General features: G+C 69.7%; 15 protein-coding genes. 7 read left to right on the forward strand and 8 right to left on the reverse strand.

Annotated elements, in window-relative coordinates:
- Window positions 1-36: 36 nt before the first annotated feature.
- Together ipdF and ipdE1 are read right to left on the reverse strand one after the other, a co-directional pair.
- Window positions 37-825 carry a (5R,7aS)-5-hydroxy-7a-methyl-1-oxo-2,3,5,6,7,7a-hexahydro-1H-indene-carboxyl-CoA reductase gene (gene ipdF, locus AWC03_RS06670; RefSeq protein ID WP_085239734.1) on the reverse strand — a complete coding sequence of 263 codons (789 nt, stop codon included), beginning with the start codon at window positions 823-825 and terminating at the stop codon, window positions 37-39.
- A complete protein-coding gene (ipdE1, locus tag AWC03_RS06675; RefSeq protein ID WP_085239735.1) occupies window positions 822-1,970 on the reverse strand; it encodes an acyl-CoA dehydrogenase IpdE1 in 1,149 nt (382 codons plus the stop codon). The genes ipdF and ipdE1 overlap by 4 nt, the downstream gene beginning before the upstream one ends.
- Window positions 1,971-2,054: 84 nt before the next feature.
- Between ipdE1 and fadD3 the strand changes: the two genes are divergently transcribed.
- From fadD3 to AWC03_RS06700, 5 genes are all read left to right on the forward strand, one after another.
- Window positions 2,055-3,614 carry a 3-((3aS,4S,7aS)-7a-methyl-1,5-dioxo-octahydro-1H-inden-4-yl)propanoate--CoA ligase FadD3 gene (gene fadD3, locus AWC03_RS06680; protein ID WP_085239736.1) on the forward strand — a complete coding sequence of 520 codons (1,560 nt, stop codon included), beginning with the start codon at window positions 2,055-2,057 and terminating at the stop codon, window positions 3,612-3,614.
- Window position 3,615: 1 nt separating this feature from the next.
- The gene (locus AWC03_RS06685) at window positions 3,616-4,749 is read left to right on the forward strand and encodes an acyl-CoA dehydrogenase family protein (RefSeq protein WP_085239737.1); all 1,134 of its coding nucleotides are present in this window, start codon (window positions 3,616-3,618) and stop codon (window positions 4,747-4,749) included.
- 1 nt (window position 4,750) lies between these two features.
- Window positions 4,751-5,704 (forward strand): acyl-CoA dehydrogenase family protein, encoded by a 954-nt coding sequence (locus AWC03_RS06690; RefSeq protein WP_085239738.1) that lies wholly within the window; start codon window positions 4,751-4,753, stop codon window positions 5,702-5,704.
- Window positions 5,705-5,778: 74 nt separating this feature from the next.
- Window positions 5,779-6,729: an acyl-CoA dehydrogenase IpdE2 gene (ipdE2, locus tag AWC03_RS06695; protein WP_085239793.1), complete on the forward strand. Its 951-nt coding sequence runs from the start codon at window positions 5,779-5,781 to the stop codon at window positions 6,727-6,729.
- Complete coding sequence (locus tag AWC03_RS06700; RefSeq protein WP_085239739.1) at window positions 6,726-7,883, forward strand: pyridoxal phosphate-dependent aminotransferase; 1,158 nt, start codon at window positions 6,726-6,728, stop codon at window positions 7,881-7,883. Before ipdE2 ends, AWC03_RS06700 begins: the two co-directional genes overlap by 4 nt.
- Here the strand turns inward: AWC03_RS06700 and AWC03_RS06705 are convergent.
- Entirely contained in the window at window positions 7,880-8,710 is an 831-nt protein-coding gene (locus tag AWC03_RS06705) for an arylamine N-acetyltransferase family protein (RefSeq protein WP_085239740.1), read from the reverse strand. The two genes, AWC03_RS06700 and AWC03_RS06705, sit on opposite strands and share 4 nt — an antisense overlap.
- A 96-nt stretch (window positions 8,711-8,806) precedes the next feature.
- On the opposite strand from AWC03_RS06705, the gene AWC03_RS06710 reads away from it, so the two are divergent.
- Entirely contained in the window at window positions 8,807-9,412 is a 606-nt protein-coding gene (locus AWC03_RS06710) for a mycothiol-dependent nitroreductase Rv2466c family protein (RefSeq protein WP_085239741.1), read from the forward strand.
- Window positions 9,413-9,551: 139 nt separating this feature from the next.
- Window positions 9,552-12,704: a serine/threonine-protein kinase gene (locus AWC03_RS06715; protein WP_085239742.1), complete on the forward strand. Its 3,153-nt coding sequence runs from the start codon at window positions 9,552-9,554 to the stop codon at window positions 12,702-12,704.
- A 22-nt stretch (window positions 12,705-12,726) separates the two neighbouring features.
- On the opposite strand, the gene AWC03_RS06720 is transcribed toward AWC03_RS06715, so the two are convergent.
- The 5 genes from AWC03_RS06720 to hsaA all read right to left on the reverse strand — a co-directional run bounded on the left by AWC03_RS06720 (window position 12,727) and on the right by hsaA (window position 16,878).
- The gene (locus AWC03_RS06720; RefSeq protein ID WP_085239743.1) at window positions 12,727-13,089 is read right to left on the reverse strand and encodes a DUF732 domain-containing protein; all 363 of its coding nucleotides are present in this window, start codon (window positions 13,087-13,089) and stop codon (window positions 12,727-12,729) included.
- Between the two features lie 258 nt (window positions 13,090-13,347).
- Window positions 13,348-13,911: a 3-hydroxy-9,10-secoandrosta-1,3,5(10)-triene-9,17-dione monooxygenase reductase subunit gene (gene hsaB / locus AWC03_RS06725; RefSeq protein WP_085239744.1), complete on the reverse strand. Its 564-nt coding sequence runs from the start codon at window positions 13,909-13,911 to the stop codon at window positions 13,348-13,350.
- A 2-nt stretch (window positions 13,912-13,913) separates the two neighbouring features.
- Window positions 13,914-14,816, reverse strand: coding sequence for an iron-dependent extradiol dioxygenase HsaC (gene hsaC, locus AWC03_RS06730; RefSeq protein WP_085239745.1), 903 nt, complete (start codon window positions 14,814-14,816; stop codon window positions 13,914-13,916).
- Entirely contained in the window at window positions 14,816-15,691 is an 876-nt protein-coding gene (gene hsaD / locus AWC03_RS06735) for a 4,5:9,10-diseco-3-hydroxy-5,9,17-trioxoandrosta-1(10),2-diene-4-oate hydrolase (RefSeq protein WP_085239746.1), read from the reverse strand. Before hsaD ends, hsaC begins: the two co-directional genes overlap by 1 nt.
- Window positions 15,692-15,693: 2 nt before the next feature.
- Window positions 15,694-16,878, reverse strand: coding sequence for a 3-hydroxy-9,10-secoandrosta-1,3,5(10)-triene-9,17-dione monooxygenase oxygenase subunit (hsaA, locus tag AWC03_RS06740; protein WP_085239747.1), 1,185 nt, complete (start codon window positions 16,876-16,878; stop codon window positions 15,694-15,696).
- Between the last annotated feature and the right edge of the window lie 62 nt (window positions 16,879-16,940).

A 16,940-nucleotide genomic window follows, 5' to 3' on the forward strand; every position in this document is an offset into this window, starting at 1 on the left:
GATATCAACCAAGCGCTTGCTTGGCCAGCTATCGACTCAGGGATGCTGGCTGGAGACCGAGATGACCTCGCCGGTCAGATAACTGGAATAGTCGCTGGCCAGGAACGCGATGGTGGCCGCCACCTCCCACGGCTCGGCGGCCCGCCCGAACGCCTCACCGGCCGACAACCGGTCGAGCAGGTCCGCCGACGTAGTCTTGTCCAGGAACTTGTGCCGGGCGATGCTCGGGGACACCGCGTTGATCCGCACTCCGTATTCGACGGCTTCGATTGCGCTGCAACGGGTCAACGCCATCACCCCCGCCTTGGCGGCCGCATAGTGCGCCTGCGAGTGCTGCGCCCGCCAGCCCAGCACGCTCGCGTTGTTCACGATCACCCCGCCATGACCGGCCTCGCGGAAGTAGGCCAACGCCGCCCGGGTGGCCCGGAACACCGACGACAGCGTCACGTCCAGGACGCGGTCCCACTCGTCGTCGGTCATGTCGACTACCGGCGTCTGCCCGCCCAGCCCGGCGTTGTTGACCAGCACGTCGAGCCGGCCCATCCGTGCCGTGGTCGAGGCAATCAGCGCGTCCACCTGCGCGGTGGAGGTCACGTCGCACAGCACGCTCTCGACCCGGCCCAATCCCAGCCCGGCCAGTTCGTCGGCGGTCTCCCCCAGCCGTCGCTCGTGGTGGTCGGACACCACCACGTCGGCCCCCTCGACCAGGGCCCGCCGCGCCGTCGCCGAGCCGATGCCGGTGCCCGCCGCCGCGGTCACGACGACCACCTTGCCCTGCAGAAGGCCATGCCCGGCAACCTCTTTCGGAGCTTCGGACAGGCTCATCCCTTTACCTCCCGGGGCAGGCCGAGCACCCGCTCGGCGATGATGTTGCGCTGGATCTCGTTGGACCCGCCGTAGATGGTGTCGGCACGGGTGAACAGGAACAACCGCTGCCATTCGTCGAATTCGCCGTCCGACAGCGTCATGCCGGACTTGCCCACCACGTCCATGGCCAACTCCCCCAACGAGCGATGCCAGTTGGCCCACAACAACTTCGACACGTTGTCCTGGCCCGGCTGTTCGACATCCATGGTGGCGAGTGCATACGAACGCATCGCCCGCAGCCCGGTCCACGCCCGCGTCAGCCGCTCCCGGATGAACGGGTCGTCGGCGGCGCCGTTGCGCCGTGCGAGGTCGGCCAGATTGGAAAGCTCACGCGCATAGCGGATCTGCTGGCCGAGCGTCGACACGCCGCGCTCGAAGGTCAGCGTGCCCATCGCGACCCGCCAGCCGTCACCGGGCTCGCCCACCACCAGTCCGGCCTCGGTGCGCGCGTCGTCGAAGAACACCTCGTTGAACTCCGAGTCGCCGGTCAGCTGGACGATCGGGCGGACCTCCACCCCGGGCTGATCGAGCGGCACCAGCAGATAGGACAGCCCGGCATGCCGCTTGGAGCCCTTCTCGGTGCGGGCCACCACGAAGCACCACTGCGCCCAATGCGCCAGCGACGTCCACACCTTCTGGCCGTTGATGACCCACTGGTCGCCGTCCAGCTCCGCGGTGGTGGACACGTTGGCCAGATCGCTGCCCGCGCCCGGCTCGGAGTAGCCCTGACACCACAGCTCGGTGACGTCGAGGATCTTCGGCAGGAACCGCTGCTGCTGCTCGGGGGTCCCGAAGGCGATCAGCGTCGGGCCCAGCAGCTCCTCGCCGAAATGGTTGACCTTGTCCGGGGCGTCGGCGCGGGCGTACTCCTCGTAGAAGGCGACGCGGTGCGCGGTGGACAGCCCGCGGCCCCCGTGTTCGACCGGCCAGCCCAGACAGGTCAGCCCGGCCTTGGCGAGGTGCTGATTCCATGCCCGGCGCTCTTCGAACGCCTCGTGCTCGCGCCCCGGCCCGCCAAGCCCCTTCAAAGCCGCGAATTCGCCGACCAGATTGTCGGCGAGCCACTGGCGGACCTGCGCCCGGAACTCCTCGACGTCCTGCATGCCCTGTAGGCTAACCTACCAAGCACTTGCTTTGTTAGGCCGTCGGTAACTGCGCGCCGCGGACCGAACCTAGAGGAGCATTCGATGACCTGGGCCCACGCCCATAGGGCAGGGGACGATCCCCGCACCGTGCCCGCGGCGCTGGATCGCTTGGCGGCCCAGTTCCCCGATCACGACGCGTTGGTCACCGACGAGCGGTCGTTCACGGCGGCCGCGCTGCGCGACGAGGTACACCGGGCGGCGGCCGCGCTGATCAGCCTCGGCGTGGCGGCAGGAGACCGCGTGGCCGTCTGGTCGCCCAACACCTGGCATTGGGTGGTCGCCTGCCTGGCGATCCACCACGCCGGCGCGGCGATGGTGCCGCTGAACACCCGCTACACCGCCGAGGAGGCCGCCGACATCCTGGCGCGCACCGCCGCGCCCGTGCTGTTCGGCATGGGGCGATTCCTCGGCAACGACCGCGTCGCCGACCTGGATCGCGGGGCCCTGCCCGCGCTGCGGCACATCGTCAGGATCCCGATCGACGCGGAAGACGGGACGTGGGACGAGTTCATCGCCCGCGGCTCCGACCAGGAGGCGGTTGCCGCCCGCGCCGCCGCCGTCGCCCCCGACGACGTCAGCGACATCCTGTTCACCTCGGGCACCACCGGGCGCAGCAAAGGCGTCCTGTGCGCTCATCGGCAGTCGCTGTCGGCCTCGGCGTCGTGGGCCGCCAACGGCAAGATCACCAGCGACGACCGCTACCTGTGCATCAACCCGTTCTTCCACAACTTCGGGTACAAGGCCGGCATCCTGGCCTGCCTGCAGACCGGCGCCACGCTGATCCCCCACCTGACGTTCGACCCGCTGCGCGCGCTGCAGGCGATCGAGCGCCACCGCATCACCGTGTTGCCGGGCCCGCCCACCATCTACCAGACCCTGCTGGACCACCCGCAGCGCAAGGACTACGACCTCAGCTCGCTGCGGTTCGCGGTGACGGGGGCCGCCACCGTGCCCGTCGTCCTGGTCGAGCGCATGCAATCCGAGCTCGACATCGACATCGTGTTGACCGCCTATGGGTTGACCGAGGCCAACGGCATGGGCACCATGTGCCGCGCGGACGACGACGCGGTCACCGTCGCGACCACTTGCGGACGCCCGTTCGCCGATTTCGAATTGCGCATCGACGCAAGCACTCCCGGCGAAGCGGGTGAGGTGTTGCTGCGGGGACCGAACGTGATGCTGGGCTACCTCGATGACCCGGCAGCGACGGCGGCCGCCATCGACGCCGACGGCTGGCTGCACACCGGTGACATCGGCGCCGTCGACACGGCCGGCAACCTGCGCATCACCGACCGGCTCAAGGACATGTACATCTGCGGCGGGTTCAACGTCTACCCCGCCGAGGTGGAGCAGGTGCTGGCCCGGATGGAGGGGGTGGCCGACGCCGCGGTGATCGGTGTCCCCGACGAGCGGCTCGGGGAGGTCGGCCGGGCGTTCGTGGTGGCCCGGCCCGGCGCCCACCTCGACGAGCAATCCGTCATCGCCTACACCCGTGAACATTTGGCGAACTTCAAGGCCCCGCGGTCGGTGCGGTTCGTCGACGCGTTGCCGCGCAATCCGGGCGGCAAGGTGGTCAAACCACAACTGCGAGAGTGGACCTGACGTGGATCTGCAACTAGACGAGGAGACCCTGGCGTTACAGGCCGAGGTCCGGGACTTCCTGTCGGCGAACGCCGACGCGATCCCGACGAAGTCCTACGACAACGCCGAAGGCTTCGCCCAGCACCGGCATTGGGACCGGGTGCTGTTCGACGCCGGGCTGTCGGTCATCACGTGGCCCAAGAAGTACGGCGGCCGTGACGCGCCGCTGCTGCACTGGGTGGTGTTCGAGGAGGAATACTTCCGGGCGGGCGCCCCGGGCCGAGCCAGCGCGAACGGCACGTCGATGCTCGCGCCGACGCTCTTCGCGCACGGCACCGAAGAGCAACTGGACCGCATCCTGCCGAAAATGGCCAGCGGGGAACAGATCTGGGCGCAAGCATGGTCGGAGCCCGAGTCCGGCAGCGACCTGGCGTCGCTGCGGTCCACCGCGACCAAGACCGACGGCGGCTGGCTGCTCAACGGGCAGAAGATCTGGAGTTCCCGCGCGCCGTTCGCCGAAATGGGCTTCGGCTTGTTCCGGTCGGACCCCGAAGCCGAGCGCCACCACGGCCTGACCTACTTCATGTTCGACCTGAAGGCCAACGGAGTCACCGTGCGACCCATCGTCCAGCTGGGCGGTGACACCGGCTTCGGCGAGATCTTCCTCGACGACGTCTTCGTCGGAGACCACGACGTGATCGGCACGCCCAACGAGGGCTGGCGGGCCGCCATGAGCACCTCGAGCAACGAGCGCGGCATGTCGCTGCGCAGCCCGGCGCGCTTCCTCGCGGCGGCCGAACGATTGGTGGAGTTGTGGAAGGACCGCGGCTCCCCCGCGGCGTTCGCCGATCGGGCGGCCGACGCGTGGATCAAGGCCCAGGCGTACCGCCTGCAGACGTTCGAAACGGTGAGCAGGTTGGCGGCCGGCGGTGAACTCGGCGCCGAATCCTCGGTGACCAAGGTGTTCTGGTCGGACCTCGACGTGGCGATACATCAGACGGCGCTGGACATCCTCGGCGCCGACGGGGAGCTGGCCGGCCAGTGGACCGACGGCCTGCTCTTCGCGCTCGGCGGCCCAATCTACGCCGGCACCAACGAGATCCAGCGCAACATCATCTCCGAACGGCTGCTGGGCCTGCCCCGAGAGAAGAAGTGACGTGGAATTCCAACTAGACTCTCAGCAGCGCGACTTCGCGGCCAGCATCGACGCTGCGCTCGGCGCGGCCGGCCTGCCCGGCGCGATCCGCGCGTGGTCGGCCGGCGACACCGCGCCCGGCCGCAAGGTGTGGGGGCAGCTGGCCGACCTCGGCGTCACCGCCCTGGCCGTGCCCGAGAAGTTCGACGGCATCGAGGCGCACCCCGTCGACCTGGTCGTCGCGCTCGAACGCCTCGGACGCTGGTGCGTGCCCGGGCCGGTGGCCGAATCCATCGCGGTGGCACCGGTTTTGCTGGCCGACGATGACCGCTGCGCCGCGCTGGCATCGGGAGAGCTGATCGCCACCGTCGCGTTGCCGCCACACGCGCCGCGCGCCGTGGACGCCGAGACCGCCGGGGTGGTGCTGCTGGCCACCGAGGACGGCGTGAGCGAGGCGGCACCCGGTGACCGGCATGAGTCCGTCGACCCCAGCCGGCCGCTCTACGACGTGTCCGCGACCGGGGCCGCCTGGCAGGCCGATGTCGCGCGCGCCTACGAATTCGGGGCGCTGGCCACCGCCGCGCAGCTGGTCGGGGCGGCCGAGGCGCTGTTGCGCGACACCGTCGGCTACGCCAAGCAGCGGACGCAGTTCGGCAGGGTGATCGGTTCGTATCAGGCGATCAAGCACAAGCTCGCAGACGTGCACATCGCGATCGAGCTGGCCCGCCCGCTGCTCTACGGCGCGGCGCTGGCGCTGGCCGACCACCCGGGCCGAAGCGCCCGGGACGTCAGCGCGGCCAAGGCCGCCGCCTCCGAGGCGGGGCTGCTGGCGGCCCGCTCGGCGCTGCAGACCCATGGCGCGATCGGGTTCACCCAGGAGCACGACCTGTCCCTGTGGTTGCTGCGGGTGCAGGCATTGCGTTCGGCCTGGGGGACTCCCGAGGCACATCGGCGGCGAGTGCTGGAGGCGCTCTGATGCGCGCCGCGACGATGCAGAACGTAGCGATGTGGGGGCACCACCCGCTTGCGGGGGAGAGGAGCGGCGCTCTGATGACTGAAGAACGGGAGATGCTGCGGGAGACCGTCGCGGCCCTGGTGGCCAAGCACGCAAACCCGGCGGCGGTGCGCGCGGCGATGGAGTCCGAACGCGGCTACGACGAGTCGCTGTGGCAGCTGCTGTGCGAGCAGGTCGGCGCCGCCGCGCTGGTGATCCCCGAGGAACTCGGCGGCGCGGGCGGCGAACTGGCCGACGCCGCAACGGTTTTGCAGGAGCTGGGCCGCGCACTGGTGCCTTCCCCGCTACTGGGGACCACGCTCGCGGAGCTGGCCCTGCTGGCCGCGCCCGAGCCTGACGCCGAGACGCTGGGCGGGCTCGCCGAGGGCACCTCGATCGGCGCGCTGGTGCTCGACGCCGACTACGTGGTCAACGGCGATGTCGCCGACGTCGTGATCGCCGTCGAAGACGGCCGGCTGAGCAGGTGGACCCGGTTCAGCGCGGAGCCGGTGGCCACCCTGGACCCGACCCGCCGGCTCGCGCGGGTACAGCCGGAGCAGGCCGAGACGATCGGCACCGACCCCGGGATCGCCGACGCCGCGGCCATCCTGCTGGCCGCCGAGCAGATCGGCGCCGCGGAACGCTGCCTGGAGCTCACCGTCGAATACGCCAAGAACAGAGTGCAATTCGGGCGGCCGATCGGCAGCTTCCAGGCGCTCAAGCACCGGATGGCCGACCTTTACGTCATGATCGCCGCGGCCAAGGCCGTCGTTGCCGACGCGTGCACCGAGCCCACCCCCACCAATGCGGCCACCGCGCGCCTGGCCGCCACCGAGGCGCTGTGCACCACGGCCGCCGAAGGCATCCAACTGCACGGCGGGATCGCGATCACCTGGGAGCACGACATGCACCTGTACTTCAAACGCGCCCACGGCGGCGCGCACCTGCTCGACACGCCGCAGGAAGTGCTCGCCCGACTGGAAGCCGAGGTGCTCGAAACGTCGTGAACGACCACGTCGCCCCGCGCGCCGCCATCCCGCCGTTCTACGTGATGGACGTGTGGCTGGCGGCCGCCGAGCGCCAGCGCAGCCACGGCGATCTGGTGAACCTGTCGGCCGGCCAGCCCAGCGTGGGAGCGCCGGAGCCGGTCCGCGCGGCCGCCGCCTCCGCCCTGCACCTCAACGAGCTCGGCTACACCGTGACGCTGGGCCTGCCCGAGCTGCGCGCGGCGATAGCGGCGGACTACCGACGCCAGCACGGGCTGGTAGTCGAGCCCGACGACGTGGTGATCACCACGGGCTCCTCCGGCGGATTCCTGCTCGCGTTTCTGGCGTGCTTCGACGCGGGCGACCGGGTCGCGCTGGCCAGCCCCGGCTACCCGTGCTACCGAAACATCCTGTCCGCGTTGGGATGTGAGGTGGTCGAGATCCCCTGCGGACCCCAGACCCGCTTCCACCCCACCGTGCAGATGCTCGCCGAACTCGACCCGCCGCCCCACGGCGTGATCGTCGCCAGCCCCGCCAACCCCACCGGGACGGTCATAGCGCCGTCCGAACTGGCCGCCATCGCGGCGTGGTGCGAGAAGTCCGGTGTGCGGCTGATCAGCGACGAGGTCTACCACGGCCTGGTCTATGAGGGCGCGCCGCCGACCAGCTGCGCCTGGCAGACCTCGCGGGACGCCGTGGTGGTCAACAGCTTTTCGAAATACTGGGCGATGACGGGCTGGCGGCTGGGCTGGATGCTGGTGCCGCCGGCGCTGCTGCGCGCGGTGGACCGCCTGACGGGCAACTTCACCATCTGCCCGCCGGCGCTGTCGCAGATCGCCGGGGTGGCGGCCTTCACCCCGGAGGCGATCGCCGAAGCCGACGGCAACCTGCACCACTACGCGACCAACCGCGCGCTGCTGTTGGACGGGCTGCGCCGAATCGGCATCGACCGGCTGGCGCCCACCGACGGTGCGTTCTACGTCTACGCCGACATCTGCGACCACACCGACGACTCGATGGCGTTCTGCTCGAAGCTGTTGCACGACACCGGCGTTGCCATCGCACCGGGCATCGACTTCGACACCACGCACGGCAATTCGTTCGTCCGGCTCTCGTTCGCCGGGCCGACGGACGACATCGAAGAGGCGCTGCGGCGAATCGGCGCCTGGCTCTAAGCGTCCAGGATCTTGTCCAGGCGTGCCTCGAGCGCGCCGCGGCCGGCGACGTCGGACACGTTGATGCCGAACCGGTCCCTGAGGGTGTCCACCACCGCCGCCGCGTCGTCGAGGCGGATCTTCTCGGTGGCGTCGCCGCGGTGGATCGCCAGATTCCGGCCGGCCAGGTTCAGCCGGGCGTCGTCGGTGACGCGCGCGGCCGTCAGTCCGGTCACGAAATGCGACGCGGGGTGGGTCGAGACGAACCAGCTGCCCACTTGCAGGTCGATGTCGGGCGCCGTCCGGGTGCTGAACTCGTAGAGCGGTTGCCACTCGCCGCGGACCTGAGCCCGCAGGACCAGGCCCTCGCCGCGGTCCTCCAGCCGGTAGGGCTCGTGCGTCGTGGGCTGCACGCTGCCGGTCTCGATGCGCAGGGGCGAGGGGGGTGTCATCCCGCCGAAGCCCACGTCGACGAGGTAAGCACCGTGGGAGCCCGGGAACGTCACCGCCAACACGGTGTGAGTCTGCGACGGTGATGGCGAGTCGGGCGGCCGCATCCACACCACCCGCCCGGCCAGGCGCCGCACCCGGAAGCCGAGCTCGGTCAGCACGTAGCCCATCAAGCCGTTGTGCTCGTAGCAGTAGCCGCCGCGGCCCCGGTGAACCAGCTTGCCGGCCAGGGCGCCCGGGCTCAGGTCGTCGACCGGCACCCCCAGCACCGGATCGAGATTCTCGAAGGGAATCGCTTTGGTGTGGGCGCCGACCAAATCCTGCAGGACCTCCAGGTTGGGCGCCGCGGCGCCGCCATAGCCGATGCGGTCGAAGTACTCGCCCAGGTTCAGCGTCATAGAGCCATTCTGCTGGCACCGCCATCAGCGGGCGTGCGACGGCCCGTAGCGGGTATGCCCTTCGTCAGCCCAATTCTTACCGCGAAGGAGGAGCCCATGGCCGACGTCGACCTCTACCTCGATCCGGTCTGTCCGTTCTCCTGGGTGACGGCGCGCTGGCTGCGCGACGCCGCCCAGTCCACGCAGACGCCGGTCGTCCTGCGGCAGATGAGCCTGGCGGTACTCAATGAGGGCCAGGACGCGGACGACGCCAAACAGCAACGCATGATGGAGCGGTCGACGCGGCTGGGACGGCTGTTCGCCGCGGCCGTCGACGAGCGTGGACCCGACGCATTCGAGGGCCTCTACGACTCGGTGGGCCGGCGCATCCATGTGCGCGGGGACGAACTCGACACGGACGCGATCCGCGAAGCCCTCGCCGAGAACGGCCTCGAGGAACGCCTCGCCGAAGCGCTCGACGACAGCGGCTTCGACGACGCGGTGCGGCGGGCGCACCAGGCCAGCCAGGAAGCCCTCGGCGACGAGGCCGGCAGCCCGATCATCGCCGTCGGGGGCCGCGCCTTCTCCGGACCGGTACTGACCCGGGCGCCGAACGGGCACGACGGCGTCCGGCTGCTGGAGGCGGTGCTCACCATGGCCGCCGTTCCCGAGTTCGCCGCGCTGCAGCGGCCGCACCAGGGGCCACCGACCATCGACGCCTGAGCCCGCCACCCGGTTAAGTCTTCGCGGGCTCCGTCCTGGCCCGGTCACCAAGGTTGCCGAAAGAGGCACCGGTGAGGTTCTGAGCGCTTAACCTTGAGCTCGCCCGTCACATGTTTCGCGGAGGGTCGAGCGCCAGCAAATGCCTGAAGAGCCCCGTTCCGACACTGTCGCACCGGTACCGAGCGGCATCGCCGCGGAGCTGGCGGCAGCGGGGTTCGAAGATGCGCGCCAGGTAGCCCGGGGCGGGGCGGGGGTGATCTACTGCTGCTACGAGACCGCCCTCGGGCGAAGCGTAGCGGTGAAGGTGTTGCCGTCGCACATCGACGACGACAGTAGGGAACGGTTCCTTCGCGAGGGCTACGCGATGGGCGGGCTCTCCGGGCATCCGAACATCGTCAACATCCTGCGGGTCGGCGTCACCGCGAGCGGCAAGCCCTACATCGTGATGCCGTACCACTCGGCGGATTCGCTGGCGGTCCGGCTGCGCCGCGAGGGGCCGGTGCCCTGGCCCGAGGCCTTACACATCGGTGTCAAGCTCTGCGGCGCACTGGAAACCGCGCACCGCGCCGGGACCCTGCACCGCGACATAAAGCCGGCCAACATCCTGGTCAACGATTACGGCGAGCCGCAACTCAGCGATTTCGGGATCGCCCACATCGAAGGCGGGTACGAGACGGCGACCGGGTTCTTCTCCGGCACGATCGATTACACCGCGCCCGAGGTGATGACGGGCAATCCGGCGACGGTGGCCTCCGACATGTATTCCCTCGGCGCCACGCTCTACGCGCTGATCGCGGGCAACGCCGCGCACGAACGCAAGAAGGGCGAGGACCTGATCGCGCAGTACCTGCGGATCAGCACCACCGGGATTCCGGACATGCGGCCCGACGGCATCCCCGACGCCGTGTGCTCGGCGATCGAGCGGGCGATGTCGATCGACCCCGCCGAGCGGCCCGCCTCGGCCGAGGAGTTCGGCCGCGAGCTGCAGGCCGCCCAGCGCCGCAACGGCCTGAAACCGGACGCGATGGCCATCACCGGACGCCCCTCGGCCGTGGCGGCGGACGTCCCGTTCGCCCCGCCGGTCCCACCGGGCGTGCACAGCGAAGTGGCGCGGCCGCCCGCCCCGAACACGTCGGGCCCGGCCCCACCCCCGCGGGGGCCGGCCGGGCACGACGACCCGACCTCCGCCATCAGCGCCCCGGTCGACCACGCCATGGAGACGGCGCCCTTCCCGCAGTCCGGGCCCGCCGAGCTGTCCGAGGCGGCCAGCCTGCTGCGCGGCGGACACGGTTCGGCGACGCAACCGAAGGTGCCGCCTCCCCAGGCCACCGCGCCGTCGGGTCGAAGCGGCGGCGTCCAGGGCCCGCCGCGTGGCCCCGGTGCCCGGGTGGCCGCGTGGTTCGCGGAACCGGGCCAACAGCGGAACCGCATCGCGATGGCGGCCGGCGCTGTGGCCGCGATCCTGCTGCTGGTGGCCGCCGGGATCTATGTCGCGCTGCCGAACGACAACAACGCCGGTTCGAAGGGCGCCGCGGGCCAGCCGACCGCGCAGCCCCCGATGCAGTGGAAGCCGATCACCAACGCACGCATTTCGCGGGACGCGGCGGCCACCACCCAGGCCGACGGCACGATCTGGATCTTCGGTGGGATCCGCAGCGACGGCGGGCTCACCGGACTGCAAGAGGGGTACGACCCCGTCATCGACAGTTGGAAGGTCGGCGACGACCTGCCGGTCCCCGTCTCGCATGCGATGGCCGTCACCTGGCAGGGCAATCCCGTCGTGCTCGGCGGCTGGAAGTCCGAGGGCGGCAAGAACGTGGCGAGCGACCAGGTCTGGCGGGTCGTCAACAGCCGCTGGGTCGAGCTTCCGCACCTGCAGCAACCCCGGGCGGCCGCGGCGGCGGCCGTGGTCGGCGACCGCCTGGTGGTCACCGGCGGTGTCGACGCGAGCGGCGCGCTGCTGAACACCACCGAGGTGTTCGACGGCAACACCTGGACACTCGGCGCGCCGATCCCGACTCCGCGCCAGCTGCTCGCGGGGGCGTCGGACGGGAAGCTGATGTACACCGTGGGCGGCACCACCGGCACCGCCGACCTGGCGACGGTCGAGGCGTACGACCCGGGCGCCAAGGCCTGGGCGGCGATGCCCGCGCTGAGCCAGCCGCGCAGCGACTCGGGCGTGGCGGTCGTCGACGGGCGTCTGGTCGCCGTGGGCGGCGTATCGGCGGGACAGGTCCTCAAGAGCGCCGCGGCGTTCGACCTGATGACGAAGACGTGGTCGGGTCTGCCCGACATGACCACCGGCCGGCACGGCCTGGCCGTCGACGCCGTGGAGAAGTCCGTGTATGCGATCGGCGGGTCCACCGCCGTAGGCGACGGGCAGCTCACCTCGTCGGCCGAAGCGCTGAAGCTGCCGGCGCGCAGGATCCAGCCGGCGGCGCAGTGGCGCTCGCTGCCCGACGCACCGACGCCCCGGCTGATGATGGCCTGGGCCGTCCAGGGCGACAAGATCTGGATCGTGGGCGGCCTGCGCAACGGCGCGGCGCTGCAGACCGTCGAGAGCTACGACCCGCGCACCGGCGCCTGGCAGACCGGTCCGCCGCTGCCCATCCCGCTGCATCACGCGACGGCGGCGACCTACCGCGGCGAAGTCGTCGTGCTCGGCGGCGCCAGCGATCAACTCGCCGACGCGTCGGACAAGGTGTTCGCGCTGCGCGGCGGCAACTGGGTCGAACTGCCGCATCTCACCCACGCGCGCGCCGCGCCGGCCGCGGCGGTGGTGGGCGACAAGCTCATCGCGGTCGGTGGCCAGAACGCCAAGCAACTCGTTCCGCAGACCGAGGTCTTCGACGGCAGTTCGTGGAAGGACGCCGCCGACATGCCCACGCCGCGCGAACATCTGGCCGCCGTCTCGGACGGCACCTACCTGTACGCGATCGGCGGGCGGTTCCTCTCCGCCGACAAGAACTCCGCGGCCAATGAGCGGTTCGACCCGCAGTCGGGCGCCTGGACCAAGCTGGTGGGCATGCCCACCCCGCGCGGGAGCTACGGCGCGACCTACATCGACGGCCGCATCGTGGTCGCCGGCGGCGAGGAACCGACGATGGTCCTGAACGTGGCCGAGATGTACGACATCGCCGACGGGAAGTGGAGCACCCTGCCCCCGATGCCCACGGCGCGCCACGCGGAAGTGGTGGCGACGGTCGGAAACACCGTCTACTGCATCGGCGGAGCGAACCGGCCGACCCACGAGGGCCCGATCGCCACGGTCGAGGCGCTCGACTTCATGTAGCAGTGGTGACCGCGCACTCCGCTCAGTCGCCTGGCGCGGGCGATGCGCTCAGCATTGCGCGGACATCGGGGCAATAGGTGGAATGGGCAACGCTCACCATGGATGCGACCTCTTTGAGCGACACCTTCCGCGAATCCAAATTCGGGTGGATGGCCTGGGCGATCTGATCATACGAGTAGCCCCAGGCGATGTCGTCGCAGATGAGACGCCCCATCGTGGTGAGAGGAACGTCGTGATCGGCCGGCCAGGTAAGACCGAGGGTGTGCAGCCGGGCCAAGTAGGCGTCGTCGGCAGCGTCGGCGCTCGCCGTGCCCGGGTTCATCAACACCACGGCCCCGGCCATCATGGGGACGGTCAGACCGGCGAGCCGGCGCGGTGAGAACATCTCTGTGCTTCCTTTCCCGTGGTGCAACCGAAACACCAAGCGGCTGAAGTGGATTACGAGTTTGCTCGCCTCACCAGGAGACACCGGGGAGAGCGGAAGGAGCGTTGCGCGTGAGTGCAACAACCATGCTAAGCAAACTAGACGAGGCGGTTACGTGTGTCAGCCTTGGCGACATTTGCATTTGATATGTGTTGAGCCCAGCGCAAACACATCACCGAATCGCGGGCAGGCCCGATTCGCCTCCAGCGGAGTTGGCAATCAGAGCCAGGTGTCCTGGTTGGTGGTGGTGAGGAACGCCTCCAGGTCGTCGCGCCACTGCGCCGGGGTGGTCTTGTCCGGTTCGATCCCGGTGTATTCGCCGCGATAGAACAGCAGCGGGCGGGGCTTGATCTTGGGTGCCTCCGACAGCGACTGCACCGCGCCGAACACCACGAAGTGATCGCCGCCGTCGTGCACGGACGCCACCGTGCAGTCGATGTGGGCCAGCGAACCGTCGATGATCGGCGAGCCGAGTTCCGAAGGGTGCCAGTCGATCCCGGCGAACTTGTCGGGCTCCTTCGATCCGAACCGCGCCGACACGTCCTTCTGCTTCTCCCGCAGCACGTTGACGCAGAACCGGCCGGTGGCCTCGATCGCCTGCCAGGACCGCGACACCTTGGTGGGGCAGAACAGCACCAACGGCGGGTCCAGCGACAGCGCCGCGAACGACTGGCAGGCGAAGCCGACCGGAACGTCGTCGTGCACCGTGGTGATGATCGTGATACCGGTGCAGAACTGGCCCAGCACCTGGCGGAAGGCCCGCGGATCGATCGGCGCAGACATGACTATCCGCGGGCGCCGACGGTGAAGTCGTGGCCCCACAAACTCACGGCGGTACTTTCCCGGGCCACCCAGTCGTTGTCCTCGACTTGCCTTCCCTCGCAGCCGAATTCGATGTCGAACCCGCCGGGCGTCTTCATATAGAACGAGAGCATCAAGTCGTTGACGTGCCGGCCCAGCGTGGCCGACATCGGCACCTTGCGGCGCAACGCCCGGTCCAGGCACAGCCCCACGTCGTCGGCGTTCTCGACCTCCATCATCAGGTGCACGATGCCGCTGGGCGTCGGCAGCGGGAGGAAGGCCAGGCTGTGGTGGCGCGGGTTGCAGCCGAAGAACCGCAGCCACGCGGGCGCGCCGTCCGCGGGCCGGCCCACCACCTGCGGCGGCATCCGCATCGAGTCGCGCAGCTTGAAGCCGAGCACGTCGCGGTAGAAGTGCAGCGCCTCGTCGTCGTCGCGGGTGGACAGCACCACGTGGCCCAGCCCCTGCTCGCCGGTGACGAACCTGTGCCCGTAGGGGCTGACCACGCGGCGGTGCTCCAGCGCGACCCCGTGGAACACCTCCAGGCAGTTGCCGGACGGGTCGGCGAACCGGATCATCTCGGCGACCCGGCGATCCGCCAGTTCGGCGGCGGTGGCCTCCTTGTAGGGCACGCCCTCGAGGTCGAGCCGGTTCCGGATCTCTTGCAGGCCTTCGGCGTTGGCGCATTCCCAGCCGGCCTCCATCAGGTGGTCGCGCTCGCCCGGCACGATGACCAGCCGGGCCGGGAAGTCGTCCATCCGCAGGTACAGCGCACCCTCGGTGTTGCCTTTGCCCTCGACCATGCCGAGCACCTTCAGGCCGTATTCACGCCAGGCCGCCATGTCGGTGGCCTCGATGCGGAGATAGCCCAGCGATCGGATGCTCATCACGCGCCTCCCAGGAAATCGACGGTCAGCTTGTTGAACTCGTCGAACTTCTCCACCTGCGCCCAATGCCCACACTGCCCGAAGACGTGGAGTTGCGCACGCGGAATGGTCTTGAGCGCGACCAGCGCGCCGTCGAGCGGGTTGACCCGGTCCTCCCGGCCCCAGATCAACAGCACGGGCTGGCGCAGCCGGTGCACCTCGCGCCACATCATGCCGAGCTCGAAATCGGCTCCGGCGAAAGACATTCCCATCGCCCGGGTCGCGGTCAACGATTCCGGCGTGCTGGCCAGCGCGAACCGCTCGTCGATCAGCTCCGGCGTGATCAGCTTCTGGTCGTAGACCATGACGCGCAGGAAGGCCTCGAGGTTCTCCCGGGTCGGTTCGGCGGAGAACTTTCCCAGCCGCTTGACGCCCTCGGTCGGATCGGGGGCGAACAGGTTGATGCTCAGCCCGCCCGGCCCCATCAGCACGAGCCGCCCGGCCCGGTCCGGGTAGTCCAGGGCGAACCGGACCGCGGTGCCCCCGCCCAGCGAATTGCCCACCAGCGGAACGCGTCCCAGCTCGAGCTGGTCGAAGAGGCCCTTGAGCGCCCGCGCCGCGTAGTGGTTGAACTGGCCGTGCTCGGCGCGCTTGTCGGAAAGCCCGTAACCGGGTTGGTCGACGGCCAGCACGTGGAACCGCTGCGCCAGCACCGGGATGTTGCGCGAGAAGTTCGTCCAGCTCGCCGCGCCCGGACCCCCGCCGTGCAGCAGCACCACCGTCTGGTCGTTGCCGACCCCGGCCTCGTGGTAGTGCAGCTTGAGCGGTCCGTCGACATCGACCTCGGCGAAGCGCGACGTGGACTCGAACGTCAATTCCCCCGTTGTTGCCGTCACGGCTAGACCATGGTGTCGCCGGGCGGCAACCCGAACTCGTTGTTCCCGAAGATCTGGTAGGCCCGCTCGGGGTCATTGGCGGCGTGCACCCGGCCGGCGTGCGCGTCGCGCCAGAACCGTTGCACCGGTTGGTCGTTGCCGAGGGCGGTGGCGCCGGAGGCCTCGAACAGCCGGTCGATCGACGCGATCGCGCGCCCGGTCGCCCGCACCTGGTCGCGGCGCGCGCGGGCGCGCAGCTCGAAGGGGATCTCCTTGCCGGCGGACAGCAGCGCGTACTCGTCGGCGACGTTGCCGCTCAACTGGCGCCACGCCGCGTCGATGTCGCTGGCCGCCTCGGCGATGCGCACCTTGGCGAACGGGTCGTCCTTGGCCTTCTCGCCGGCGAACGCCGCGCGCACCCGCTTGCCCTGGTGCTCCACGTGCGCGTCGTACGCCCCGTAGGCCATGCCGACGATCGGCGCCGAGATGGTGGTGGGATGCATTGTGCCCCAAGGCATCTTGTAGACCGGGGCGGTGTTGGTCTGGTACCCGCCGGCGGTGCCGTCGTTCATCGCCTTGTAGGACAGGAAGCGGTGCCTGGGCACGAAGACGTCCTTGACGACCACGGTGTTGCTGCCGGTGCCGCGCAGACCGACGACATGCCACACGTCGTCGATGCGGTACTCGCTGCGGGGGATCAGGAAGCTGCCGAAGTCGACCGGGCGGCCGTCCTTGATCACCGGGCCGCCCAGGAAGGCCCACGTGGCGTGGTCGCAGCCCGACGACCAGTTCCAGGAACCGTTGACCAGATATCCGCCGTCGGTGACCACGCCGGCGCCCATCGGGGCGTACGAGGACGAGACCCGCACGTTGGGGTCGTCGCCCCAGACCTCCTCCTGCGCCTGCTGGTCGAACAACGCCAGGTGCCAGTTGTGCACGCCGATGATGGAGCTCACCCAGCCGGTGGAACCGCACGCGCTGGCCAGCCGCCGCACCGCCTCGTAAAACAGGGTCGGATCGCATTGCAGCCCGCCCCACTGTTCGGGCTGCAGCAGGGTGAAGAAGCCGATGTCCTGGAGATCCTGAACGGTTTCGTCGGGCAGCCGCCGCAAATCCTCCGTCGCCTGAGCGCGCTCCCTGATCCGCGGCAGCAGATCATCGATGTCAGCCAAAACCGACTGCGCGTCACGCTGTTGAATGGACGTCACTTAAGTTTGCCTCCTGAGAGTGCGGACTTACACCAGAGACTAGAACACGTTCCGATTTGTGT

The sequence above is a fragment of the Mycobacterium europaeum genome (assembly GCF_002102155.1).
In the GTDB taxonomy this organism is placed as follows: domain Bacteria; phylum Actinomycetota; class Actinomycetes; order Mycobacteriales; family Mycobacteriaceae; genus Mycobacterium; species Mycobacterium europaeum.

Bases quoted from the DNA above. Each gene is read 5' to 3' on its own strand.
- hsaB (WP_085239744.1), bottom strand. From the start codon at position 13,911: ATGTCTGCGCCGATCGATCCGCGGGCCTTCCGCCAGGTGCTGGGCCAG.
- fadD3 (WP_085239736.1), top strand. From the start codon at position 2,055: ATGACCTGGGCCCACGCCCATAGGGCAGGGGACGATCCCCGCACCGTG.
- AWC03_RS06705 (WP_085239740.1), bottom strand. From the start codon at position 8,710: ATGACGCTGAACCTGGGCGAGTACTTCGACCGCATCGGCTATGGCGGC.
- AWC03_RS06710 (WP_085239741.1), top strand. From the start codon at position 8,807: ATGGCCGACGTCGACCTCTACCTCGATCCGGTCTGTCCGTTCTCCTGG.
- AWC03_RS06720 (WP_085239743.1), bottom strand. From the start codon at position 13,089: ATGTTCTCACCGCGCCGGCTCGCCGGTCTGACCGTCCCCATGATGGCC.
- ipdE2 (WP_085239793.1), top strand. From the start codon at position 5,779: ATGACTGAAGAACGGGAGATGCTGCGGGAGACCGTCGCGGCCCTGGTG.
- AWC03_RS06715 (WP_085239742.1), top strand. From the start codon at position 9,552: ATGCCTGAAGAGCCCCGTTCCGACACTGTCGCACCGGTACCGAGCGGC.
- ipdF (WP_085239734.1), bottom strand. From the start codon at position 825: ATGAGCCTGTCCGAAGCTCCGAAAGAGGTTGCCGGGCATGGCCTTCTG.
- hsaC (WP_085239745.1), bottom strand. From the start codon at position 14,816: ATGAGCATCCGATCGCTGGGCTATCTCCGCATCGAGGCCACCGACATG.
- ipdE1 (WP_085239735.1), bottom strand. From the start codon at position 1,970: ATGCAGGACGTCGAGGAGTTCCGGGCGCAGGTCCGCCAGTGGCTCGCC.